Below are 21,949 nucleotides of genomic sequence, written 5' to 3'. Positions count from 1 at the left end.
GTGGAGTGTCTGGGCCCATTGACCGCCGCGTCGCGCAGGGTCTGTCCGGCAAGCTGCGCTCTTCGTAGGAGCGGCCCCGGCCGCGAGAGGCTTTATCGGGAACACCCTCGCGGCCAGGTCCGCTCCTACAGATTGCGGTTGCGTAGTGGAGTGTCTGGGCCCATTGACCGCCGCGTCGCGCAGGGTCTGTCCGGCAAGCTGCGCTCTTCGTAGGAGCGGCCCCGGCCGCGAGAGGCTTTACCGGGAAAGCCTGTCGCGGCCGGGTCCGCTCCTACCGCTCGCGGGTGTTTACTTGAACGTATAGACCAGGTTGACCGTGGTCAGGGTGTCGGTCTTCTTGTCGCCGTCGCTGACCTCGCTGTTGTGGCGCATCTGCCAGGCGGCCTTGAGCGCGAAGTGCGAGTTCATGCTGACCTGCACGCCGAAATCGTTCTGCGCGTAGGTGTTGTATTCGCCCGATTCCACCAGCAGCGTGTTGATCAGGTCGGTGTTGTCGGTGACGGTGTACTTGAGGTCGAACAGCCCGCGCCCGATCAGGCCGGTCTCGTTGCGGTCTTCGTCGCTGTTGTGCGCGCGCCGGATACCCGGGCCGATCTGCGCATCCAGGTAGAACCGGTCGGCATCGATCAGGCGCGTGCCGTAACCGATACCGAAGGTGGCCAGGCGGTCGTAGGTGGCAAAGTCGTCGTGTTCGTAACGGCCGGTGGCGGTGAGCTGGCGGTGCTCGCCCAACTGCAGCGCGCTGCCGGCGCTGCCGGTGTAACGCTCGGCAGTGGTCTGGCGCTCGCGCGAGGTGCTGCCGTCGTCGTTGGTGTTGGTGTATTCGGAACTGGAGCGCAGCGCGGTGGCATCCAGGCTGTGGATCCAGTCACCGTCGGTATAGCGCAGGCGGATCCGGCCATTGAGGCTGTCGGTGGTGCTGTTGCCGTGGGCGGCGGCATAGCCGAGCTCGCCACTGCTCCCGCCCCACGGCGACGGCATCACGGCTGCGGCAGGGTCCGCCGGGGCCGGTGCGACTGCCTGGGCCCAGACGGTGGGCGTGATCAACAACAGCGGCAGCAGGGCAGACAACGGGGCACGGCGGGACATGGGCGGCTCGCTTTGGAGGACAGGGGCGAAAGAGGGTGGAAGCGATTTCATGATAACGGACTGAGCGGCTGCGTCATGAGTAAGTGAACGCCGCGCTTCAGAAGGGGTTCGGGCGTCGGCTTGCGCAATGGCAGCGGCTGGCGCATCGCAACCAGGCCCGGCCTTCGCGCGCTGCAGGCCCGCGGCCCGCCCGCCTGCGCGCAGTGGTGGCGCCGATCCAGGCATGATTGCCGGTGTACAGCGACGCTCACCCTGCCACGCAAAGACTCGGACATAATCGACGCATGGACCGCTACGAACGCATCAACTCCCTGCATCGCTTGCTCAAATCGGCACGCTACCCGGTCACGGTGGCGCGGCTGCAGGATGAGCTGAGCTGTTCCCGCGCAACCGTGTACCGCGACCTGGCGTTTCTGCGCGATGCGCTGATGGCACCCGTGGAAGGCGACGGCGAATCGGGGTTCCGCTATCTCTCCGGCGAAAGCGACCGCTTCGAACTGCCCGGCCTGTGGCTGAGTTCGGAAGAGCTGCATGCGCTGCTGGCCTCCCAGCAACTGCTGGCGCGCACCGGTGGCGGGGTGTTGTCCTCGATGCTGGCGCCGCTACAGCAACGCATCGAAGGGCTGCTGGCCGCCCAGGCCGGTGTGTCGCAATGGCCGGTGGACCGGGTGCGGGTGATTCCGCACCGCGGCCGCAAGCTGGACGAAGCCAGCTTCCGCACCGTGGCCTCCGGCGTGCTGGAGCGCAAGCAGCTAAGCTTCGACTACCGCGCCCGTTCCACCGACGAATCGACCAAGCGCACGGTGTCTCCGCAGCGCATCACCCACTACCGCGACAACTGGTACCTGGACGCCTGGGACCACGGCCGCGATGGCGTGCGCAGCTTTGCGGTGGACCGCATCAATCACGCACGCCTGCTCGAGAGCGTGCCGCGCGATGTGCCCGACAGCGAGCTGGACGAGCAGCTGGCAGCCAGCTACGGCATTTTTTCCGGCGCGCCCAAGGGCTGGGCGACCATCGTGTTCAGTGCCAAGGCCGCACGCTGGGTCGCCGACGAGCACTGGCATTCCAAGCAGCAGGGCCGCTTTCTGGCCGATGGCCGTTACGAACTCAAAGTGCCGTACAGCAACTCGCGCGAACTGCTGATGGACGTGCTGCATTACGGCTCGGACGCGGAAATCGTCGAGCCGGTCTCGCTGCGCGAGCAGGCCAAGGCGCTGCTGTCGCTGGCGTTGAGCAATTACGACTGAGCATGGCCGGGCTGTAGCGCGGGGTGCGAGTCGTCATGCGACAGGTGCCCGCGCGCGGTGAGGGTGCTGATTCGGCGCCCCCCGCGGCGTGCTGACATGGCCATCGCCGGTTGCGCGCGTCGGTGTTGTGCGCTGCATCCGGAGACCGCGCCAGGATGCTGGCACATGAAGTGGAGATCGGTGTCGGCCGCGACGCCGCGCGCCTGGTCTCCCCGACCGGCGCATCCAGTCGGCTGACGCCTGGAACACTCGACGCCAGCCGGGTAACCGACCGGCCCGCCAATGTCAGCGCTTGTTAGGCACTTCAAAGCCCAGGCGGTCCACCTGCTCGCGCAGCTGCGGCACGCGCTTGAGCTTGTCGGTGTAGATGGAATAGTCGTCGCGCATCTTGTCGACCAGCTTGCGGTACTGGTCGCGGCTCATGTCCGGCTTGCGCGCGAAGATCCAGGCCAGGTCACGACCGGGGTAGGAGATCAGCATCCACGAACCGTCCGGTGCGATTTCCAGGATGCGCTGCTTGGCCGGGATGACCTTGTAGAACCATACCCGCCAGTCGCGGTTGCCGCTCTCGGCATCCACCGAGGCACGCGCGTTGACCTCCTTCTCCGGCTCGCCGAAGCCCTCGCGGTACACATAGCGCACCGCCACCTTGCCGTCTTCGACCAGGGTGTATTCGTCGCGGCTGGTGACGTGGCCGCGCTCGACCGGGTTGGGCATGCGTGCGATCACATACCAGGTGCCCATGATCTTGGACAGATCGACCGCCGGCTCGCTGGTAGGCGCGTCCTTGGCGGATGCCACGGGCAGGCCGAGGACGAACAGAAAAGCGAGGGCGATCGTAACGGTCAGGCGCATCGCAACATCACAAAGGGGCAGTTGGAGCAGCACACTACCGCATGCAGGGGGCAAGTTCGCGTCAACGGTCGGGTCTGGCGCACGCGGCTGCCTCGGACGCGGCAACCGGGCGCCTGGGTCCGGGTGCGGAAGCGGACCCGGTTGGTGGCCTGGCGGTGGTTGTCGCACCGCGGCGCCGGCACCCGGCAAGGCGGTCTCTCCGGTTTTCGCCGCCAGGTCGCAGTCGGTGAGATGGGCGCAGGCAATCCTGCCGGCCTGTCCTCATCCTTCCTGCCACGGAGTGCCGCCATGTCGATTCGTCCTTCCCGTCGTTCCGAACGTCCCGACCCGCGCGTGCTGCGCCCGGTCCGGCAGATCGCCCTGGCCGGCCTGGCCCTGGTGCTGGTGTGGCCAGCCGCGCGCGGCCACAGCGAGTGGATCGGCTGGCTGCCGCTGTGGCTGGTCGGCATGCCGATGCTGGCTTGGTGGAGCCTGCACCGGTTCGCGTTGCCGGCCCTGGTACGGCCAGGTGCGCGGCGCGGTGCGCCACGTCGGCGCGGGCCGCAGGCGCAACGCCGACGCAGCACGTCGCGCGCGGCAACACAGGCGCGCGCGGCCTGACCTTCGGCAGGGTCGGGCGGCGGAGGGCTATGCTACGTTCCCGGCGTTCGTTCTCCCGGAAACATTCATGTCCAAACTCGCCTCGATCTGCCTGGTTGCCGGTCTGATCACCGCTGGCGCCGTCTCTGCAGAGGAAAACGCCGTGTCCAACGATCCCTACGCCTGGCTGGAAGATGTTTCCGGCGCCAAGTCGCTGGACTGGGTCAAGGCCCAGAACGCCAAGACCGAGGCGCGCCTGGCGGCCACGCCGGCCTTCAAGCAGATGGAGACCAGCATCCGCGAAGTGCTGGATTCGGACGCGAAGATTCCCGGCGTGCAGAAGATCGGCGAGTACTACTACAACTTCTGGAAGGACAAGCAGCACGAGCGCGGCCTGTGGCGGCGCACCACGCTGGACGAATACCGCAAGCCGGCGCCCAAGTGGGAAACGGTGCTGGACCTGGATGCGCTCAACAAGGCCGAAGGCGAGAACTGGGTCTGGCACGGCGCCGACTGCCTGCGCCCGGATTACCAGCGCTGCCTGATCGCGCTGTCGCGTGGCGGCGCCGATGCCGATGTCACCCGCGAGTTCGATCTGGCCGGCAAGCAGTGGGTCAAGGACGGCTTCTTCCGTCCCGAATCCAAGGGCGGGCTCGGCTGGGTCGACCAGGACACCGTCTACGTGTTCACCGATTTCGGTGCCGGCACGATGACCAGCTCCGGCTATCCGCGCATCGCCAAGCAGTGGAAGCGCGGCACTCCGCTCAGCGCCGCCACGGTGGTGTACGAGGGCAAGCCGACCGACATGTACATCGCCGCGATGCACGACGACACGCCCGGATTCGAGCGCGATTTCGTCAGCCGCACGCTGGCCTTCTACAACGAGGAGCTGTATCTCAAGGGTGCCGACGGCAAGCTGGTCAAGGTGGATGCGCCCAACTCGGCCAGCAAGTCGGTCAAGCGGCAATGGCTGACCCTGGAACTGCGCGAACCCTGGACCGTGGCCGGCAAGACCTACAAGGCCGGCTCGCTGCTGGCGACGCGCTTTGACGACTTCATGGCCGGCAAGCGCAGCTTCGATGTGCTGTTCGAGCCCACCGACAGCACCTCGCTGGCAGGTATCGCCTGGACGCGTTCGCACCTGGTGTTGAACGTGCTGGAAGACGTCAAGAACCGCCTGAGCGTGATCACGCCTGGGCAGGATGGCTGGAAGAAGAGCGCCTTCGTCGGTGCGCCGGCGTTCGGCACCGTCGACGTCGGCGCGGTGGACAGCGACGACAGCGACGCGCTGTGGTTGACCGTTACCGACTACCTGACCCCGACCACCTTGTCGTGGGTGGAGGTGGGTACCGCGCCGCAGCCGCTCAAGGCCATGCCGGCGTTCTTCGATGCCGGCAAGGACAGCATCGAGCAGCACTTTGCCACCAGCAAGGACGGCACCCGCGTGCCGTATTTCCTGGTGCGCCCCAAGGCGTTGAAGCTCGATGGCAGCGCGCCGACCCTGCTGTACGGCTACGGCGGGTTCGAGATTTCGATGACGCCCAACTATTCCGGCGGACTGGGCCGCGCCTGGTTGGAAAAGGGCGGCGTCTACGTGGTGGCCAACATCCGCGGCGGTGGCGAATACGGCCCGCGCTGGCACCAGGCCGCGCTCAAGCAGAACCGCCACAAGGCCTATGAAGACATGGCTGCGGTGGCCAGGGACCTGGTCGCGCGCAAGATCACCTCGACCAAGCATCTGGGCGTGCAGGGCGGCAGCAATGGCGGGCTGATGACCGGTAACATGCTGACCCAGTATCCGGAGCTGTTCGGCGCGGTGGTGGTGCAGGTGCCGCTGCTGGACATGAAGCGCTATAGCCATCTGCTGGCCGGTGCCTCGTGGATGGCCGAGTACGGCAACCCGGATACCGACGACTGGAAGTTCATCCAGACCTTCTCGCCGTATCACCTGTTCGACCCGAGCAAGACCTATCCGCCGGTGATCTTCCTGACCTCCACGCGCGACGACCGCGTGCATCCGGGCCACGCGCGCAAGATGGCCGCCAAGATGATCGAGGCCGGCAAGGACGTGACCTATTACGAGAACATCGAAGGCGGCCACGGCGGCGCGGCCAACAACGCACAGGCCGCACACATGGCGGCGCTGGCCTACAGCTTCCTGTGGGAGCGGCTGGCGGATTGAGTTGTCGACTCAAGGCAACTCCGTAGTTCGAGTTGTCTTGATCAGGTGCTGCGTTGAAGAAAGCCCTGGGCCGAATGGTCCAGGGCTTTTTTATTGGTTCCGTCTCCCATTGGCAGAAGGTGCCCGAAGGGTGGATGAGGGTACGCACGCACGCCACGGGCTACGCCCAGCAGGGCGCCCTTGCGGCCACGCGTGGCTGCGGCGCTGGTCTCGCTTCAGGGCGAACCAAGCCCACAAACAGCAGTGCAAAAGCAGCGGCAAATCACAGTCATGGCTGTTTACATCGAGGCAGTGAACCTGCGGCCACGTCCAGGCGCTGTTCGACGAGAGGCGCCGTGCGCACTGGCGCTGGTTCGATCAAAGACGTTGCAAACCACGCGCAATCCGCTCCACCGCCTGCTCGAGGCGCGGCAGGCTTTGCGTATAGGCGATGCGGACGTGCTGGTTGGCGCGGTGGTGGCCGAAGTCGATACCGGGGGTGAAGGCGACATGTTCGGTTTCCAGGAAGTGCGCGCAGAAGGCCTGGGCGTCGTTGGAAAATGCGCTGATGTCCGCGTACAGGTAAAACGCACCCTGCGGTTCGACGGCGATGTTCAAGCCCAGTGCACGCAGCGCGGGCAGCAGGTAATCGCGGCGCTGCTGGAACTCGGCGCGGCGCGCTTCGAAGATGGCGATGCTGTCGGGCGTGAAGCAGGCCAGCGCGGCGTGCTGGGCGATCGTGGAGGCGCTGATGTAAAGATTCTGCGCGAGTTTCTCCAGCTCCGGCACCGCTGCGGGCGGAGCGACCAGCCAACCCAGGCGCCAGCCGGTCATGCCGAAGTACTTGGAAAAACTGTTCAGCACGAAGGCGCTGTCGTCCACTTCCAGCACGCTGTGCGCATCCATGCCGTAGGTCAGGCCGTGGTAGATCTCGTCCACCACCAGGTGGCCGCCGCGTGCATGCAGCGCCTGCGACAAGCCGGCCAGTTGCGCGCGCGACAGCACGCTGCCGGTGGGATTTGCCGGCGAGGCGACCAGTGCGCCGACGCTGTCGGCGTTCCAGCAGGCGTCGATCAGGCCTGGCGTCAGTTGGTAATCGGTGTCTGCGCCGACCGGCACCAGTTGCGCGGCGCCTTCGACCAGGCGCAGGAAATGCCGGTTGCACGGATAGCCGGGGTCGGCGAGCAGCCAGTGTTTGTGCGGGTCGACCAACAGGCTGCTGGCCAGCAGCAATGCGCCGGAGCCGCCAGGAGTGACCAGGATGCGTTCTGGATCGATAGCGCAGCCGTACCGCTGCGCGTAAAACCCGGCGATGGCGGCGCGCAGCGCGGGCAGGCCGCGGGCGGCCGTGTAGCGGGTGTGTCCGGCCGCCAGTGCGGCCTGTCCGGCCGCGACGATCGGTGCGGCGGTGGTGAAATCCGGTTCGCCGATCTCCAGGTGGATCACATCGTGGCCGGCCTGTTCCAGCGCATTGGCGCGCGCCAATAGCGCCATCACATGAAACGGCGCGATGTCCTGGCTGCGGCGGCTGTAGCGGGGGGCATGCGAATGTAGGGAGTCCATACCGAAGAGGATAGAGCAGCATGACCTCGGGCACATGACGCTCCCGGCCGGGCTCTTCCACACTCGGGTGCTGGGATGGCATTGCGTTCATCCAATGGACCCCAATCTGATGAAGCCTGTCCTCGCCCTTCTGATCGCCAGCCTGATGACCACATCTGTTCCTTCCGCCTTCGCAGCTCTCCCGCCGCCACCGGACGTGGCCAAGCGTCCGCATGTGGTCAAGGCCCCGTTCGGCGCCACCCGCAACGACGACTACTACTGGCTGCGCGACGACAAGCGCGAGGACAAGGCGATGCTGGCCTACCTCAACGCCGAGAACGCCTACACCGACACGGTGATGGCGCCGCTCAAGCCGCTGGAAGACGCGCTGTATACCGAGATCGTCGGGCGCATCAAGCAGGACGACGCCAGCGTGCCGTATCGCGAGCGTGGCTACTGGTATTACACGCGCTTCGAGGCCGGCAAGGACTACCCGATCCAGGCGCGCCGCAAGGGCAGCATGGACGCGCCGGAACAGATCCTGCTCGACGTCAACCAGATGGCGCAGGGCAAAGGCTACTTCAGCGTCGGCGATGCGGAAGTCAGCCAGGACAATCGCATCCTGGCCTGGGCCGACGATGCGGTGGGACGTCGCCAGTACACGATCCGCTTCAAGAACCTGGACACCGGCGAGATCTACCCCGATACGGTGGAAGGCGTGTCGGCCAACGTGGTCTGGGCCGACGACAACAAGACCCTGTTCTATGTCGAAAACGATCCGGAAACGCTGCTCACCGTGCGGGTGAAGAAACACGTGCTGGGCACGCCCTCCAAGGACGACGTGCTGGTCTACGAGGAGAAGGACGACAGCTTCTACATGGGCATCGGCCGTACCCGCGACGACAAGTACATCACCATCGGCGTGGAAAGCACGGTGTCGTCGGAGACGCGTTATGCGCCGGCCGACAATCCCGAGCGGTTCACTCTGCTGGCCAAGCGCGAGCGCGATGTCGAATATCACCCCGAGCATTTCGATGGCCGTTGGGTGATCCGCACCAATGCCGATGGCGCCAAGAATTTCAAGCTGGTGACCGCACCCACCGATGCGACCACGCGCAAGCAGTGGACCGATTGGGTGGCGCACGATGACAAGGTCTATATCGAAAACTTCGAGCTGTTCGACGGGTTTACTGCGATCGAAGAGCGCTCCGGCGGGCTAGAGCGCGTACGCCTGCTCAAGGGTGATGGCAGTCATGAGTACGTCAAGGCGGACGAGCCTGCGTATTCGATGGGCCTGGCGGTCAATTCCGAGCCGGACACCGAGTGGTTGCGCTACAGCTACACCTCGCTGACCACGCCGGCGACCACCTACGAACTCAATACGCGGACCGGCGAGCGCAAGCTGCTCAAGCAGCAGCCGGTGATCGGTTACGACGCCGGCAAGTACGTCACCGAGCGCGTCTGGGTGAGCGCGCGTGACGGCGTCAAGGTGCCGGTGTCGCTGGTGTACAAACGCGGCTTCAAGAAGGACGGCACTGCGGCGTTGTTCCAGTACGCCTACGGCAGCTACGGCATGTCGATGGACCCGGCCTTCAATCTGCCGGCGATCAGCCTGCTGGACCGTGGCGTGGTGTATGCCATCGCGCACATCCGCGGCGGCCAGGAAATGGGCCGCCAGTGGTACGACGACGGCAAGCTGCTGCACAAGAAGAACACCTTCACCGACTTCATCGACGTCACCCGCGGCCTGGTGGAACAAGGCTATGCCGCCAAGGACCGCGTCGCCGCCTCCGGCGGCAGCGCCGGTGGGTTGCTGATGGGCGCGGTGGCCAACATGGCCCCGCAGGACTATCGCGTGATGGTCGCGCAGGTGCCGTTCGTCGACGTGGTCACCACCATGCTCGATGCCAGCATCCCGCTCACCACCAACGAATACGACGAGTGGGGCAACCCGGAAAAGAAGGCCTATTACGATTACATGCTGTCCTACTCCCCGTACGACAACGTGACCAGGCAGGCCTACCCGGCCCTGTTCGTCGGCACCGGTCTGTGGGATTCGCAGGTGCAGTACTGGGAGCCGGCCAAGTGGGTGGCCAAGCTGCGCGACGACAACACCGGTACCCAGCCGATCGTGTTCCGCACCAACATGGAAGCCGGCCACGGCGGCAAGTCCGGCCGCTTCCGCCGTTACCGCGAACTCGCCGAGTCCTATGCGTTTGTGCTGGATCAGCTCGGGGTCAAGTAGTTGAGGGGCGGGGATTGGGGAGTCGGGATTGGGGATTGGTAAGCAAAACCCGCCCAATCCTGCGTGCAGACGTCCCCTTATCCGCCGTTTGGAGCCCCTTCTCCCGGTGCGAGAAGGGGATGCCCGGACCATCTCGGCGCCCGCTGGCCGTATCATTTACCCATGACGCGACCGACTCGATTCCGCTGGGCCTGGTGGTTGCTGGCCTACGCCAGCCTGGCGACCGGCATCGTCGGTATCTTCGTGCCCGGCCTGCCGACGACCGTGTTCATCCTGATTTCCGCCTGGGCGGCCTCGCACGGCTCCGAGCGCCTGCACAACTGGCTGCTCTCGCACCCGCGCTTCGGCCCGGCAATCGTCGAGTGGCAGACCTATCGCGCGGTCAGCCGCAAGGCCAAGTGGATGGCCACGCTCACCATGACCGTCTGCGCCGGCATCATGCTGTGGTGCGTGCCGGTGTTCTGGGTCAAATGCCTGTCGATCGGCAGCATGGCGGTGGTGGCGATCTGGCTGTGGCTGCGCCCCGAGCCGCCACCGCGCGCGCTGCCCGCTGCGCGTTGAGCGCACGGCAGTCAGGGTGTTCTGGCTATACTTCGGGCATGAGCATCATGTCCCGACCGTCTGTTCGTCTCGCACTGGTTGGTGCGACCTTTGTCCTGCTTGCCGCCTGCGGCAACAAGGGCCCGCTGGTGATGCCGCAGAAGCCGGTGCCGGTGGAAGCCCAGCCGGTGCTGCAGCCGCCGGATGCGCCGCAACCGCTGGATGAGTCCTCGCCTGCGCCTGCGCCGGTGAACACCGATACGCAGCCCGCGCCCACTACCGACCAGCCCGCTAGCAGCGGCAATGAGCGCTGACGGCCGCAGCGGGCGTCTGCGTTTCACCAAAATGCATGGCGCCGGCAACGATTTCGTGGTGCTGGACCTGCGCGACGGCACGCCGCCGCCGGATGCCGCGCTGGCCGCACGCCTGGCCGACCGCCATTTCGGGGTGGGCTGCGACCAGATCCTGACCATCGAACCCCCGCGCAGCAGCGAGGCGGTGGCCGCGTACGGCATCTGGAATTCCGACGGCTCGGCCGCGCGCCAATGCGGCAACGGCGCGCGCTGTGTGGCGGCCTGGCTGGTGCGCGACGGCACCGCGCAGGGCGATGACTTCGTCATCGATAGCCCGTTCACCTCCCACCGCGTGCAGCGTCTGGACGCCGGCACTTATGCGGTGGCGATGGGCGTGCCGCAATTCGAGCCCACGCAGATCCCGCTGGCCGGCTTTGCGCATGCGCGCGAGGAATACGCGCTGCCGGTGCATGGCGAAACCGTGCGCTTTGGCGCGGTGTCGATGGGCAACCCGCATGCCGTGGTGGAAGTGGGGCGGGTGGAGGCGGCGCCGGTGGAACGCGTCGGCGGCCTGTTGCAGCAGAACGCCGCGTTCCCCGATTCGGTCAACGTCGGCTTTGTGCAGGTGGTCGACCCGACGCATGTGCGCCTGCGTGTGTTCGAACGCGGCGTCGGCGAAACCCTGGCCTGCGGCAGCGGTGCCTGCGCGGCGGCGGTGGTGCTGATGCAGCGTGGCCGTGTCGAGCGCGACGTGCAGGTGTCCTTGCCCGGCGGCGAGCTACGCATCCGTTGGGCCGGCGAACAACAGGACGTCGTGATGTCCGGTCCGGCCGTGTTCGTCTTCGATGGAGAGTGGAACTGATGAGCGAGAACACGGACACATTCAGCGCGCACGAAGTGGCAACCTGGTTGCGGCGCCACCCGACCTTCCTCAAGCAGTTCCCGGATCTGGCGGTGAGTCTGCTGGTGCCGCGCGACGACGGCCCCACCGCCTCGCTGGCCACCTATCAGCTGGAAGTGCTGCGCGACAAGAACCGCGAGCTGTCGCGGCGCCTGCACGAGCTTGGTCACAATGCGCAGGACAACGAGCGCCTGGCAGTACGCACGCATCAACTGACCCTGGCGCTGATGCGCCAGACCAGCGCGGCCGACACGCTCAAGGCGATGGCCGCCTCGCTGGCGGAAGATTTCAATGGCGAACTGGTGCGGCTGGTGTTGCTCAAGCCGGTCGCCGGCCTGGAGGCCGACTGGCTGCAGGTCATCGCCGCCGACGATGCGCGGCTTGCCCCGTTCCGCGATTGCCTGAGCGACGGCGAGCCGATCTGCGGCCGCCTTCAGACGGAAAAGCACGCGCTGCTGTACGCCGACCAGGCTGCCAACGTGCAATCCACCGCGCTGCTGCCGTTGCCCGGCATCGGCCTGATTGCGGTCGGCAGCAGCGACGCCAACCGCTTCTATCCCGGCATGGGCACCTTGTTCCTGCGCATGATGGGCGAGTCCCTGGGCGTGGCCTTGCAGCGCTTCGACACATGATGCGCCGTGCAGGGTGCGCCGATGCGTGCAGCCTGCGCTGGATGGCCGCGCCGATGGTGCGGCAGCGGGGAGTCTGAGGTGGCGTCGGTCGACGATTTCCTGGGATACCTGCAGGTCGAGCGGCAGGTGTCGGCGCATACGCTGGATGCCTACCAGCGCGATCTTGCCGCGTTGGTGGGCTGGGCCGGCGAACAGGCCATCGACGATGTGGCGCAGCTCGATAGCGCACAGTTGCGGCAGTTCGTTGCGTCCGAGCACCGGCGCGGGTTGTCGCCCAAGAGCCTGCAGCGTCGCCTGTCGGCATGCCGCAGTTACTACGCCTGGTTGCTCAAGCATGGCCGCATTGCCGCAAGTCCGGCGGCGGCAATGCGTGCACCCAAGGCGCCACGCAAATTGCCGCAGGTGCTCGATGCCGATGAAGCGGTGCGTCTGGTCGAGGTGCCCACCGACGCGCCGTTGGGCCTGCGCGATCGCGCCTTGCTGGAGCTGTTCTATTCGTCCGGGCTGCGCCTGAGCGAGCTCTGCGCGCTGCGCTGGCGCGACCTGGATCTGGACAGCGGCTTGGTGATGGTGCTCGGCAAGGGCGGCAAGCAGCGCCTGGTGCCGGTAGGCTCGCATGCGATCAGCGCGTTGCGCGACTGGCTGCGCGACAACGGCGGACGTGCCGACACCCATGTATTCCCCGGCCGCGCCGGCGGTGCGATTTCGCAGCGTGCAGTACAGATCCGCATCAAGCAACTGGCGGTGCGCCAGGGCATGTTCAAGGACGTGCATCCGCATATGCTGCGGCACAGCTTTGCCAGCCACATCCTCGAATCTTCCGGCGACCTGCGCGGCGTGCAGGAATTGCTTGGCCATTCGGACATCGCCACCACGCAGATCTATACGCATCTGGATTTCCAGCATCTGGCCAAGGTCTACGATGCCGCGCATCCGCGCGCCAGGCGCAAGAAAGCTGCTGAGTGAGTGGCGCGGCGTGTGTTGCGCGTAGCGGTTAACCACTTCTCTGAAGTACCGCCGCGTGCGAATCGCCGCTCTAGAGCCGCTCACCCATTCGGAGAGCGGCTAGAGCGCAGGCATCGGCGCTAGTGCGCGGATCCATGCGCGGGCCTGCGTGGTTATTCGGGCCGGAGCGTTTCTTGCAGTGATGCGCATATGACGGCCGCATACTGCGGTGACAGGTTTGCGCAGCAGCGTCTCCGCGCCGGCGACGATCACCCGGTTCATCCCGAAGCGCACACCACGCTCCCAATCGTTCTCGTGTGCGGCTGCTCGATGCCTGCGTGCCGGGAGCGCAGACGCATGCTGTCTGCCGTCTGAGCGCGCTGCATCAGTCGCCCGCGCCGCATGCGCGCAGCATGCTTGAACCCGGCAGGGGCGTCCCCACCTCATTGGAAACCCCCGGAGGACCCATGGACCCCAGCCAGAACCCCAACATCGTTCACGCCACCACCATCATCTCTGTCCGGCGTGGTGGGCATGTCGCCGTTGCCGGCGATGGCCAGGTCACCCTCGGCCACACCGTCATGAAGGGCAATGCGCGCAAGGTGCGCCGGCTCGGCCGCGAGGGGCAGGTGCTGGCCGGTTTTGCCGGCGCCGCCGCCGATGCGTTCACCCTGTTCGAGCTGTTCGAAGCCAAGCTCGACAAGCATGGGCAACTGACCCGTGCCGCCGTGGAGCTGGCCAAGGATTGGCGCACCGAGCGCCGCCTGGGCAAGCTTGAGGCGCTGCTTGCGGTCGCCGACAAGGAAACCTCGTTGATCATCAGCGGGACCGGCGATGTGATCGAACCGGAAGACGGCATCATCGCCATCGGTTCGGGCGGTTCCTACGCTCTGTCGGCTGCCCGCGCGCTGCTGGCGCACACCGAACTCGATGCCAAGACCATCGCCACCGAAGCGATCAACATCGCCGGCGATATCTGCATTTATACCAATCGCAATGTGGTGGTCGAAGAGCTGTGAGTCGGGATTTGGGATTGGGGATTCGCAAAAGCACTCCTTTCCCTGCGCCCGGACACGCATCGATCGTTCCTACTCCGCTTTTACGAATCCCCAATCCCCAATGCCAAATTCCGATACTTCAACCATGACTCCGCGCGAAATCGTTCAGGAGCTCGACCGTCATATCGTTGGCCAGCACGATGCCAAGCGTGCGGTTGCCATCGCGCTGCGTAATCGCTGGCGCCGCATGCAGCTGCCCGAAGAGCTGCGCAACGAGGTGATGCCCAAGAACATCCTGATGATCGGCCCGACCGGCGTCGGCAAGACCGAGATCGCGCGGCGTCTGGCCACCTTGGCCAATGCGCCGTTCGTCAAGGTGGAAGCCACGCGCTTTACCGAGGTCGGCTATGTCGGCAAGGATGTGGAACAGATCATTCGCGACCTGGCCGACACCTCGGTCAAGCTGTATCGCGAACAGGCCAAGGTGCGCGTGCGCAACCAGGCCGAAGAACGCGCCGAAGACCGCCTCCTGGATGCGCTGCTGCCGCGCCGTGCGGCCGGGATCGGGTTCGATCCGGAAGCGGCGCGCAACGAGCCCTCGGCGCAGGACAACGACACCCGCATCAAGTTCCGCCGCATGCTGCGCAGCGGCGAGCTGGACGAGCGCGAGATCGAGCTGGAAGTGGCGGTCAACGCCAGCATGGACATCATGACCCCACCGGGCATGGAAGAAATGGGCCAGCAGCTGCGGCAAATGTTTTCCAACCTGGGCAGCGGCAAGTCGCAGAAGCGCAAGCTCACCATCAAGGCCGCGCGCCCGCTGCTGATCGAAGAAGAAGCCGGCAAGCTGGTCAACGAAGACGACGTGCGTGCGGCGGCGATCGAAGCCTGCGAGCAGCACGGCATCGTGTTCATCGATGAGATCGACAAGGTCGCCAAGCGTGGCGAAGCCGGCTCCAACGGCGGCGATGTCAGTCGCGAGGGCGTGCAGCGCGATCTGCTGCCGCTGGTGGAAGGTTCCAACGTGTCGACCAAGTACGGCACGGTCAAGACCGACCATATCCTGTTCATCGCCTCCGGCGCGTTCCATCTGGCCAAGCCCAGCGATCTGATTCCCGAATTGCAGGGCCGTTTTCCGATCCGTGTCGAATTGACCGCGCTGACCAAGGCCGATTTCGTGCGCATCCTCACCGAGCCCAAGGCGGCGTTGATCAAGCAGTACGAAGCCCTGCTGCAGACCGAGGGCGTGCGCCTGACCTTCGGCGCCGATGCGGTGGAGCGCCTTGCCGAGATCGCCGCGCAGGTCAACGAGCGGCAGGAAAACATCGGCGCGCGCCGCCTGCATACAGTGCTGGAGCGTCTGCTCGATGTGCTGAGTTATGAGGCGCCGGATCGCGACGGCCAGAGCGTCACGGTCGATGCGGCCTATGTCGATGCGCAGCTCGGCGAGCTGGTGCAGGACCCGGACCTGAGCCGCTATATCCTCTGATCGCAGCGCACCTGCGTGCAGGTGCCAACGGTCATCAGACCGGTGTGGACGCAACCAGAACCGGCGTGTACGCGTTGGACATGCCGATTCTGACCGCGCTGGCCTGGCGGCGTTGTTAGCCGCCTCCTCCCGGATGCAGTCAAACGCTGGGTCGGTCGATGGCGCGGTGCCCTCACCGCTCGCGGGACACGCCGTGAATCCGTCCGTGGAGGCTCCTTGGCGGCATCCCTGCCGCCAAGGATCCCGCAATCGGTGAGGGCACCGCACCAAATAGTTGGTCGGTGGTCACGCAAAAAGCTGCTTATCGCTCGACTTACGCCGGATGTTGCGCCGGCGCATTAGGATCAAAAAACGCGCATCACGCACTGCCCTTACTGCTCTTAAGCAAGCACACCGACCATCTCGACTTGGTGCTTGCCCGCCCACCGTCGCGGGACCTTACGCGGCATGGATGCCGCGTAAGAGCCTACAGGGACGTACTTGCGGCGTGTCCTGCGATGGTGGGCGGGCAAGGGCCTCGCAGCCAAGCCGCAGATCAAGCGCTCTGCAGCCAAACCGCTGCACCCAAACCGCTCAGTCCTCGCCGATATCCTCGTTCCACACGTCGGGGTTGGCCGAGATATAGCCGCCCAGCAGATCGATGCATTCCTGGCTCTGCAGGTCGATGACAGTGACGCCGTGCTCGCGCAGCCAGGACACGCCGCCCTGGAAGGTGACCGACTCGCCGACCACCACGGTGCCGATATTGAACTGGCGCACCAGCCCGCTGCAGTACAAGCACGGCGCCAGCGTGGTGACCATGATGGTGTCCTTGTAGCGACGCTGCCGGCCGGCCTTGCGGAAGGCATCGGTTTCGCCATGCACGGAGGGATCGTTTTCCTGCACGCGGCGGTTGTGGCCGCAGCCGAGCAGACGTCCGTCGTTGTGGTACAGCGCCGCGCCGATCGGAATGCCGCCTTCGGCCAGGCCCTGGCGGGCTTCGGCAATGGCGGTGTCGAGCAGTGCGCGGTAGTCGGGGGTGGTGATCATGTAGGCTCCTGGGTGGCGGCGTCGGCGCGACGCAGCATGTCGATGTGGGGAATGCCGTCTTCCAGATACGGTGCGGACGAGGGCGTGAAACCGTGTGCGGCGTAGAACGCCTGCAGGTGTGCCTGCGCGCCGAGTTGCACGGCGCTGGCAGGCCACTGCCGGTGCACCAGCTGCAAGCCTTCCCGCAGTAATGCGTGTGCGAAGCCGTGGCCGCGCTGCGTGGCGGCAATCACTACCCGGCCGATGCTTGGCTCGGGGTAACTCACACCGGGCGGTAGCACGCGCAGATAGGCGGCCAACGCACCGTCGTCGGTGCTACCGAGCAGATGCAGCACGCCCGGCAGGCTGTCCTTGCCATCCAGCTCCGGATACGCGCACTGCTGCTCCACCACGAACACATCCGAGCGCAGCCGCAGCAGCGTGTACAACTGCGTGGTGCTCAGTTGGTCGAAGCGCAGGCATTGCCAGTGCAGCGAGGATGGGGACAGGGACGACATCACCGCATGATAGCGGCTGTGTCGCGTCAGTCGACCGCGCTGTCGGTGTCGATCGCCACCACCACCGACATGCCCGGGCGTAGCCGCGGTGCCAGCGCCTGGTCCGGATCGACGCTGATGCGCAGCGGAATGCGCTGGGCGATCTTGACGAAGTTGCCGGTGGCGTTGTCGGCCGGCAGCACGCTGAATTCCGAGCCGGCGGCCGGGGAGATTTCCTGCACACGGCCGTGCAGACGCGCATTGTCCAACGCATCCACGGTGAAGCTGGCGCGTTGCCCGATGCGGATCTTGGCCATCTGGGTTTCCTTGAAATTGGCCACGATCCACAACGTGTCCGGCACCAGCGACATCAGCTGCGTGCCATTGGTGACGTAGGCGCCCTGGCGCACGCCGAGCTGGCCGAGCTGGCCATCGCGCGGGGCCAGGATGCGCGTGTTGTCCAGATTGATCTGCGCCAGTTGCACGGCCGCTTGCGCATTGGCCACCGCCGCTTCCAGGGCGGCGCGATTGACGGTGACGCTGCGTGCGTTCTCCTCGGCGGCCTGCACGGCGGCACGCGCCTGTGCCACGCCGGCATCGGCCTGCGCACGTGCGGCGAAGGCGGTGTCGCGATCCTGTTCGGATACCAGTTTCTGCTCGGCCAGCTGCTGCGCGCGCGCATACGCCGAGCGGGTGCGGTCGCGCTGGGCCTGATTGCTGCTCAGTGCGGCGCGTTGTTCGGCGATGGTGGCATCGGCGCTATGCCGCTGCTGGTCCCAGTTGGACAGGTTGGCCTGCGCGGTCTGCAGCTGCGCCCTGGCCTGTTCGAGCTGCTGGGCATAGATGCGGTCATCGATCCTGGCCAGCAACTGGCCGTATTTGACGTGGGCGAAGTCCTGCACCGGCACCTCGGTGACATACCCGCTGACCTGCGGCGCGATCACCGTGATCTGGCCATGCACCATCGCGTTCTCGGTGCGCTCGACGGCGCTGACGAACGGTGGCAGGCGCCATGCATACAGCACCAGGGCGACACCGAGCAGGGCCAGCCCGCCGAAGCCGATCACGCCACCGATGCGGCGGCGCCTGCGACGTTGCAGATCGGCAGGAGAGGTTGAAGCTGCAGGTGTATTCATGGGCGCGCGGTGGAAGCAGGAGAGGGGGACGCAGCGGATGGGCGCAGATAACGCCGCCACACCAGCACGGACAGGATCCACAGCCCGGTGGCGATGGCGATGCAGCCGATCAACAGGAATACGTCGTTATAGGCGAGCACATTGGCTTCGCGCGTGGCCACGCTGCCCAGGGCGCGCACGCCCTGGGCCTGGCGCAGGGCCGGGTCGCCGATGCTGCGGCCGTACAGCGCGGCATAGGCCTGCACGCGCGCGGCCACTTGCGGGTCGGTCAATGCCAGATGTTCGACCAGTTGGCTGGAATGGTATTTCTCGCGCACGACCTGCACGGTGCCGAGCAGCGCGCTGCCGAGCAGGCCGCCCATGTTCTGTGCCATGCCGAACAGCACGATGAAGCTGATCAGGTTGCCCGGCTGCGCGATGACCCGGCCCAGCCCGGCCACCATCGCCGGGCCGATGAAAAAGGTGCTGCCAAAGGCGAGCAGGAACTGGCTGACGTACATCTGCTCCGGGCGGGTGAGGCTGGTGGCATCGGCATCCATGAAACAGCCGATGCAGATCGCCGCCACCGCAATGATCAGATGCTCGGCCACCCGCGCCGGATTGATCAGCCACGCGCTGGCGGCCACGCCGACCACTGCACCCAGCAACATCAGCGCGAACAGGGTCTGCAGCTGCGTGTTGGCCAGCCCCAGGGTCTGGAAGAAGCCGATCGCGCCGGTGCTCTGCTCGGACAGTACCAGCCGGATCAGCAGGATCGCCAGGCCCAGCCGCAGCATGTCGCCACTGGCCAGCCAGCGCGTATTGATCATCGGGTTGCGGCGGTTGTGCTCGATCCACGCCGCCGTGCACAGCAGCACGATGGAGGCCGCCAGTACCACGCCCAGCCACGGCGTGCTGGTCCACCACAGCAGCCGCCCCAGCGACAGCACCGCCGCCAGCCCGGCCGAACCGGCCGCAAACAGGCTGAAGGTGAGGAAATCCAGTGGCTCGAACACCCGATAGCGGTCGCTGGGCGGCAGCTTGAGCGCCAGCACGCAGGCCAGCGCGAACACCGCCAGGCCCAGTTCGAACAGGTACAGGCCCTGCCACTGCGCAAATTCCAGCAGATCGGTGGAGAACACCCGCGCCAATGGCAGCGCCAGCTGGGTCACCCCCAGCCCGGTCACCACCGCCTTGAGCCGGTATTTGGCCGGGAACGCCTGGATCACGTAATACAGCCCCAGCGAGCTGAGCGCGGCGCCCACCAATCCGTGCGCGGCACGCACGGTGATCGCCGAGCTCAGGCTGTGCACAAACAGATGCGCGAAGGCGATGACCGCATACAGCGCCAGGAAGATCTCGGTGAAGCGCCGCAGCCCGAACTGCTGGCGGAACTTCACCAGCAGCAGGTTGGCCGACATGTTGGTCATCACGTAGGCGGCCGGCAGCCAGGCCATTTCGGTGGCGTAGGCGCCCAGCGTGCCCTGCAGATAGGTCAGGTTGGCGGTGACCAGCGCATTGCTCAGCCCGCCGGTCAGCGCCACCACCACGCCCACCAGCCCGTACTGGATGCGGCGCCGGGTGGAGTGCAGGGGGGTGGAGGCCGACCCGGGCAGGGTGGGCTTCTCGTGGGGCTGCCAGTCGCGCTGGACGTACTTGTCGTGCACGCAGGGCTCGCAGGGCCGGTCGCAGGGAAGGCAGCGATTGTGGTCCGGTTGCGGTCATGGCGGCGTCAGCAGTGCGATAATCCGCCCATGAGCGAATCCCCCTATACCTCCGGTACCACCCATTTCGGCTTCCGCGACGTCGCTGCCAAGGACAAGCAGAAGCTGGTCGGCGAAGTGTTCACCTCGGTCGCGCGCAACTACGACCTGATGAACGATCTGATGAGTCTGGGCGTACACCGCGCATGGAAACGCTACTTCGTGGCGACCGCGCAGGTGAAGCCGGGCGACCGTGTGCTGGACCTGGCCGGCGGTACCGGCGACATCGCCGTGCTGCTCAAGGAGCGCGTCGGCAACGAGGGCGCGGTGGTGCTGGGCGACATCAACGCCGGCATGCTGTCGGTGGGCCGCGACCGGCTGACCAACCGCGGCCTGGTGGCCGGCTTCGATTACGTGCAATGCAATGCCGAGGCGCTGCCGTTCCCCGATCAGAGCTTCGATCTGGTGACCATTTCCTTCGGCCTGCGCAATGTCACCGACAAGGACGCCGCGTTGCGCGAGATGTACCGCGTGTTGAAGGTGGGCGGGCAGGCGCGCGTGCTGGAATTTTCCGAAGTCACCGCCGACTGGTTCAAGCCGATCTACGACTTCCACTCGTTCAAGATCCTGCCCAGGCTGGGCCAGCTGTTCGCACGCGATGCCGACAGCTACCAGTACCTGGCAGAAAGCATCCGCAAGCACCCGCCGCAGGAATCGCTCAAGGGCATGATGGGCGAGGCCGGATTTGCGCGTTGCCACTACAAGAACCTGACCGGCGGCATCGTGGCGATCCACTCCGGCTACAAGATCTGACCCAGATCCGACCCAGCGTGATCTGAGCGTCCGGTCCGGCGCGCAGCATGCGCCGGACATCGCGCGTCGGGCATCGCACGAGCAGGTCATGCTCGTGTTCGCTTGCCGCACGATTGCACTGTGCGCAGGTGCGTTTGCCGACAAACTTTTGAGACTCCCGTCGCGTTGGCTCCACTGACGGTCGGCGACACTAGGCGCTCTTTTGCCGGAGACGTGGATGCGCTTGTACGCAGGGTTGTCGCGCGTGTTTCCCCGCTCCTTCAGCGCCAAGCTGCTGGCGGTGACCTTTGTCGGCATCCACCTGCCGTTGCTGTTGTTGATCGCCTGGCTGGCCGCGCAAAGCGAGTTGAGCGGGCGTCCGCTGTGGTCGGTGGTGATCGTGGCGCTGCTGGCCACGCTGGCTGGCACTGCGGCGACCCTGTCGGCCCTGTATCGCCTGCTCGCACCGCTGCGCATCGCCGCCGACGCACTGGATGCGTATTACGCCGATCAACGTCTGCCCAGCCTGCCCGAACATGGCGACGACGAACTGGGGCGGTTGCTGCGTGGCATCAATCGCAGCCTGCGCGGCATCGATGCCGGCATGCGCGATCTGAAGAAGCACGCCTTGTTCGACCCGCTGACCGAGGCCTTGAACCGGCGCGGCTGCGAACAGGCGATGCGCGACTCGGTCACCGCCGCGCAGCGCGAAGGCTGGCCGTTCGTGCTGTTCGTGCTGGACATGGACAACCTCAAGCCGATCAACGACCGCTTTGGCCATCTGGCCGGCGATCGCGTGCTGGTGCGGCTGGTGGAGTCGGCCTACGGCTGGCTGGGCGCGCAGGACTGGATCGGGCGCTGGGGCGGCGACGAGTTCCTGATCGGCGTGCATGCCAGCGAGGACGACGCCACGCTCAAGCTCAATCAATGGCTGTCGATGCTCGAACGCGAGGATGCCGACGAGGCGCCGCTGCATGTGAGCGCCGGCAGCGCGGTGTGTGAGCGTGGCCTGGATGCCACCGAGCTGTATCGCCGCGCCGATGCGGCGATGTATCGCGCCAAGTTCTCCGGTGGCCGGCGTCTGGTACGCGACGGGCATGACAGCCCGCGCAGCCATCCGGTTGTCTAGGCGATCCGGTAATCGCCTGGCGGCCGGGCCGCAGGCGGGTGCACGCTAGGCACGGGTAGCCTGAGTTACGCCATTAACGCGATTACTGCGTAAGGTTCGCGCCGATGCGGCCAGCGACATGCACGGTGTCCCCAGCCGGCGCGGGTTGAGCGGCCGGGTGCTCGCCATCGGCCGCACGGGCAGGCA

Annotated in this window: 20 protein-coding genes; 13 read left to right on the top strand and 7 right to left on the bottom strand. The window is 66.1% G+C overall.

Going from position 1 to position 21,949, the window contains the following annotated elements:
* Positions 1-288 precede the first annotated feature (288 nt).
* Positions 289-1,089 (bottom strand): DUF481 domain-containing protein, encoded by an 801-nt coding sequence (locus GGR73_RS12870; RefSeq protein WP_104569115.1) that lies wholly within the window; start codon positions 1,087-1,089, stop codon positions 289-291.
* 284 nt (positions 1,090-1,373) lie between these two features.
* Between GGR73_RS12870 and GGR73_RS12865 the strand changes: the two genes are divergently transcribed.
* On the top strand, positions 1,374-2,339 hold the full coding sequence (locus GGR73_RS12865) for a helix-turn-helix transcriptional regulator (RefSeq protein ID WP_024940221.1): 966 nt from the start codon (positions 1,374-1,376) through the stop codon (positions 2,337-2,339).
* A 285-nt stretch (positions 2,340-2,624) separates the two neighbouring features.
* Here GGR73_RS12865 and GGR73_RS12860 read toward each other — a convergent pair whose 3' ends face one another.
* A complete protein-coding gene (locus tag GGR73_RS12860) occupies positions 2,625-3,194 on the bottom strand; it encodes a lipocalin family protein (protein WP_184457234.1) in 570 nt (189 codons plus the stop codon).
* Between the two features lie 288 nt (positions 3,195-3,482).
* Between GGR73_RS12860 and GGR73_RS12855 the strand changes: the two genes are divergently transcribed.
* Entirely contained in the window at positions 3,483-3,794 is a 312-nt protein-coding gene (locus GGR73_RS12855) for a hypothetical protein (protein ID WP_024940223.1), read from the top strand.
* Positions 3,795-3,861: 67 nt separating this feature from the next.
* Entirely contained in the window at positions 3,862-5,955 is a 2,094-nt protein-coding gene (locus GGR73_RS12850; RefSeq protein ID WP_184457232.1) for a prolyl oligopeptidase family serine peptidase, read from the top strand.
* Between the two features lie 357 nt (positions 5,956-6,312).
* Here the strand turns inward: GGR73_RS12850 and GGR73_RS12845 are convergent, their stop codons facing one another.
* Positions 6,313-7,497: a pyridoxal phosphate-dependent aminotransferase gene (locus tag GGR73_RS12845; protein ID WP_184457229.1), complete on the bottom strand. Its 1,185-nt coding sequence runs from the start codon at positions 7,495-7,497 to the stop codon at positions 6,313-6,315.
* Between the two features lie 109 nt (positions 7,498-7,606).
* Between GGR73_RS12845 and GGR73_RS12840 the strand changes: the two genes are divergently transcribed.
* From GGR73_RS12840 to hslU, 8 genes are all read left to right on the top strand, one after another.
* Positions 7,607-9,721 carry a S9 family peptidase gene (locus GGR73_RS12840; protein WP_184457227.1) on the top strand — a complete coding sequence of 705 codons (2,115 nt, stop codon included), beginning with the start codon at positions 7,607-7,609 and terminating at the stop codon, positions 9,719-9,721.
* Between the two features lie 162 nt (positions 9,722-9,883).
* Complete coding sequence (locus tag GGR73_RS12835; protein ID WP_184457225.1) at positions 9,884-10,282, top strand: YbaN family protein; 399 nt, start codon at positions 9,884-9,886, stop codon at positions 10,280-10,282.
* 38 nt (positions 10,283-10,320) lie between these two features.
* Positions 10,321-10,575 carry an LPS translocon maturation chaperone LptM gene (gene lptM / locus GGR73_RS12830; protein ID WP_016903632.1) on the top strand — a complete coding sequence of 85 codons (255 nt, stop codon included), beginning with the start codon at positions 10,321-10,323 and terminating at the stop codon, positions 10,573-10,575.
* Positions 10,565-11,416: a diaminopimelate epimerase gene (dapF, locus tag GGR73_RS12825; RefSeq protein WP_024940229.1), complete on the top strand. Its 852-nt coding sequence runs from the start codon at positions 10,565-10,567 to the stop codon at positions 11,414-11,416. The genes lptM and dapF overlap by 11 nt, the downstream gene beginning before the upstream one ends.
* Positions 11,416-12,087 (top strand): DUF484 family protein, encoded by a 672-nt coding sequence (locus GGR73_RS12820; RefSeq protein WP_184457222.1) that lies wholly within the window; start codon positions 11,416-11,418, stop codon positions 12,085-12,087. The genes dapF and GGR73_RS12820 overlap by 1 nt, the downstream gene beginning before the upstream one ends.
* Positions 12,088-12,165: 78 nt before the next feature.
* Positions 12,166-13,053 (top strand): tyrosine recombinase XerC, encoded by an 888-nt coding sequence (xerC, locus tag GGR73_RS12815; RefSeq protein ID WP_184457220.1) that lies wholly within the window; start codon positions 12,166-12,168, stop codon positions 13,051-13,053.
* A 446-nt stretch (positions 13,054-13,499) separates the two neighbouring features.
* Entirely contained in the window at positions 13,500-14,051 is a 552-nt protein-coding gene (gene hslV, locus GGR73_RS12810) for an ATP-dependent protease subunit HslV (RefSeq protein WP_005997221.1), read from the top strand.
* A gap of 100 nt (positions 14,052-14,151) precedes the next feature.
* On the top strand, positions 14,152-15,519 hold the full coding sequence (gene hslU / locus GGR73_RS12805; protein WP_024940232.1) for an ATP-dependent protease ATPase subunit HslU: 1,368 nt from the start codon (positions 14,152-14,154) through the stop codon (positions 15,517-15,519).
* A gap of 573 nt (positions 15,520-16,092) precedes the next feature.
* Here the strand turns inward: hslU and GGR73_RS12800 are convergent.
* Genes GGR73_RS12800 through GGR73_RS12785 form a run of 4 tightly spaced genes read right to left on the bottom strand, consistent with a single transcriptional unit; the run spans position 16,093 to position 19,806 of the window.
* Positions 16,093-16,548, bottom strand: a complete 456-nt coding sequence (locus GGR73_RS12800; RefSeq protein WP_184457218.1) for a nucleoside deaminase — start codon at positions 16,546-16,548, stop codon at positions 16,093-16,095.
* Positions 16,545-17,045: a GNAT family N-acetyltransferase gene (locus tag GGR73_RS12795; RefSeq protein ID WP_184457216.1), complete on the bottom strand. Its 501-nt coding sequence runs from the start codon at positions 17,043-17,045 to the stop codon at positions 16,545-16,547. The genes GGR73_RS12800 and GGR73_RS12795 overlap by 4 nt, the downstream gene beginning before the upstream one ends.
* 26 nt (positions 17,046-17,071) lie before the next feature.
* Positions 17,072-18,160 (bottom strand): HlyD family secretion protein, encoded by a 1,089-nt coding sequence (locus GGR73_RS12790; protein WP_184457214.1) that lies wholly within the window; start codon positions 18,158-18,160, stop codon positions 17,072-17,074.
* Entirely contained in the window at positions 18,157-19,806 is a 1,650-nt protein-coding gene (locus tag GGR73_RS12785; RefSeq protein WP_024940236.1) for an MFS transporter, read from the bottom strand. The genes GGR73_RS12790 and GGR73_RS12785 overlap by 4 nt, the downstream gene beginning before the upstream one ends.
* 87 nt (positions 19,807-19,893) lie before the next feature.
* Here GGR73_RS12785 and ubiE point away from each other — a divergent pair, with 87 nt between their 5' ends.
* Together ubiE and GGR73_RS12775 are read left to right on the top strand one after the other, a co-directional pair.
* The gene (gene ubiE / locus GGR73_RS12780) at positions 19,894-20,655 is read left to right on the top strand and encodes a bifunctional demethylmenaquinone methyltransferase/2-methoxy-6-polyprenyl-1,4-benzoquinol methylase UbiE (protein ID WP_016903622.1); all 762 of its coding nucleotides are present in this window, start codon (positions 19,894-19,896) and stop codon (positions 20,653-20,655) included.
* A 217-nt stretch (positions 20,656-20,872) separates the two neighbouring features.
* Positions 20,873-21,763: a GGDEF domain-containing protein gene (locus tag GGR73_RS12775; RefSeq protein WP_024940237.1), complete on the top strand. Its 891-nt coding sequence runs from the start codon at positions 20,873-20,875 to the stop codon at positions 21,761-21,763.
* Positions 21,764-21,949: the final 186 nt, after the last annotated feature.

Source organism: Xanthomonas sp. F14, from assembly GCF_014199865.1.
The sequence above is the reverse complement of the archived record's forward strand: the minus strand, read 5'-3'. Positions and strand labels throughout refer to the sequence as shown.

Excerpts from the sequence above, each read along its gene's own strand:
- GGR73_RS12800 (WP_184457218.1), bottom strand. The coding sequence starts at position 16,548 with ATGATCACCACCCCCGACTACCGCGCACTGCTCGACACCGCCATTGCC.
- GGR73_RS12835 (WP_184457225.1), top strand. The coding sequence starts at position 9,884 with ATGACGCGACCGACTCGATTCCGCTGGGCCTGGTGGTTGCTGGCCTAC.
- hslU (WP_024940232.1), top strand. The coding sequence starts at position 14,152 with ATGCCAAATTCCGATACTTCAACCATGACTCCGCGCGAAATCGTTCAG.
- GGR73_RS12775 (WP_024940237.1), top strand. The coding sequence starts at position 20,873 with ATGCGCTTGTACGCAGGGTTGTCGCGCGTGTTTCCCCGCTCCTTCAGC.
- GGR73_RS12820 (WP_184457222.1), top strand. The coding sequence starts at position 11,416 with ATGAGCGAGAACACGGACACATTCAGCGCGCACGAAGTGGCAACCTGG.
- dapF (WP_024940229.1), top strand. The coding sequence starts at position 10,565 with ATGAGCGCTGACGGCCGCAGCGGGCGTCTGCGTTTCACCAAAATGCAT.
- ubiE (WP_016903622.1), top strand. The coding sequence starts at position 19,894 with ATGAGCGAATCCCCCTATACCTCCGGTACCACCCATTTCGGCTTCCGC.
- GGR73_RS12850 (WP_184457232.1), top strand. The coding sequence starts at position 3,862 with ATGTCCAAACTCGCCTCGATCTGCCTGGTTGCCGGTCTGATCACCGCT.
- hslV (WP_005997221.1), top strand. The coding sequence starts at position 13,500 with ATGGACCCCAGCCAGAACCCCAACATCGTTCACGCCACCACCATCATC.
- GGR73_RS12790 (WP_184457214.1), bottom strand. The coding sequence starts at position 18,160 with ATGAATACACCTGCAGCTTCAACCTCTCCTGCCGATCTGCAACGTCGC.
- lptM (WP_016903632.1), top strand. The coding sequence starts at position 10,321 with ATGAGCATCATGTCCCGACCGTCTGTTCGTCTCGCACTGGTTGGTGCG.
- GGR73_RS12870 (WP_104569115.1), bottom strand. The coding sequence starts at position 1,089 with ATGTCCCGCCGTGCCCCGTTGTCTGCCCTGCTGCCGCTGTTGTTGATC.
- GGR73_RS12855 (WP_024940223.1), top strand. The coding sequence starts at position 3,483 with ATGTCGATTCGTCCTTCCCGTCGTTCCGAACGTCCCGACCCGCGCGTG.
- GGR73_RS12860 (WP_184457234.1), bottom strand. The coding sequence starts at position 3,194 with ATGCGCCTGACCGTTACGATCGCCCTCGCTTTTCTGTTCGTCCTCGGC.
- GGR73_RS12865 (WP_024940221.1), top strand. The coding sequence starts at position 1,374 with ATGGACCGCTACGAACGCATCAACTCCCTGCATCGCTTGCTCAAATCG.
- GGR73_RS12845 (WP_184457229.1), bottom strand. The coding sequence starts at position 7,497 with ATGGACTCCCTACATTCGCATGCCCCCCGCTACAGCCGCCGCAGCCAG.
- GGR73_RS12840 (WP_184457227.1), top strand. The coding sequence starts at position 7,607 with ATGAAGCCTGTCCTCGCCCTTCTGATCGCCAGCCTGATGACCACATCT.
- GGR73_RS12795 (WP_184457216.1), bottom strand. The coding sequence starts at position 17,045 with ATGTCGTCCCTGTCCCCATCCTCGCTGCACTGGCAATGCCTGCGCTTC.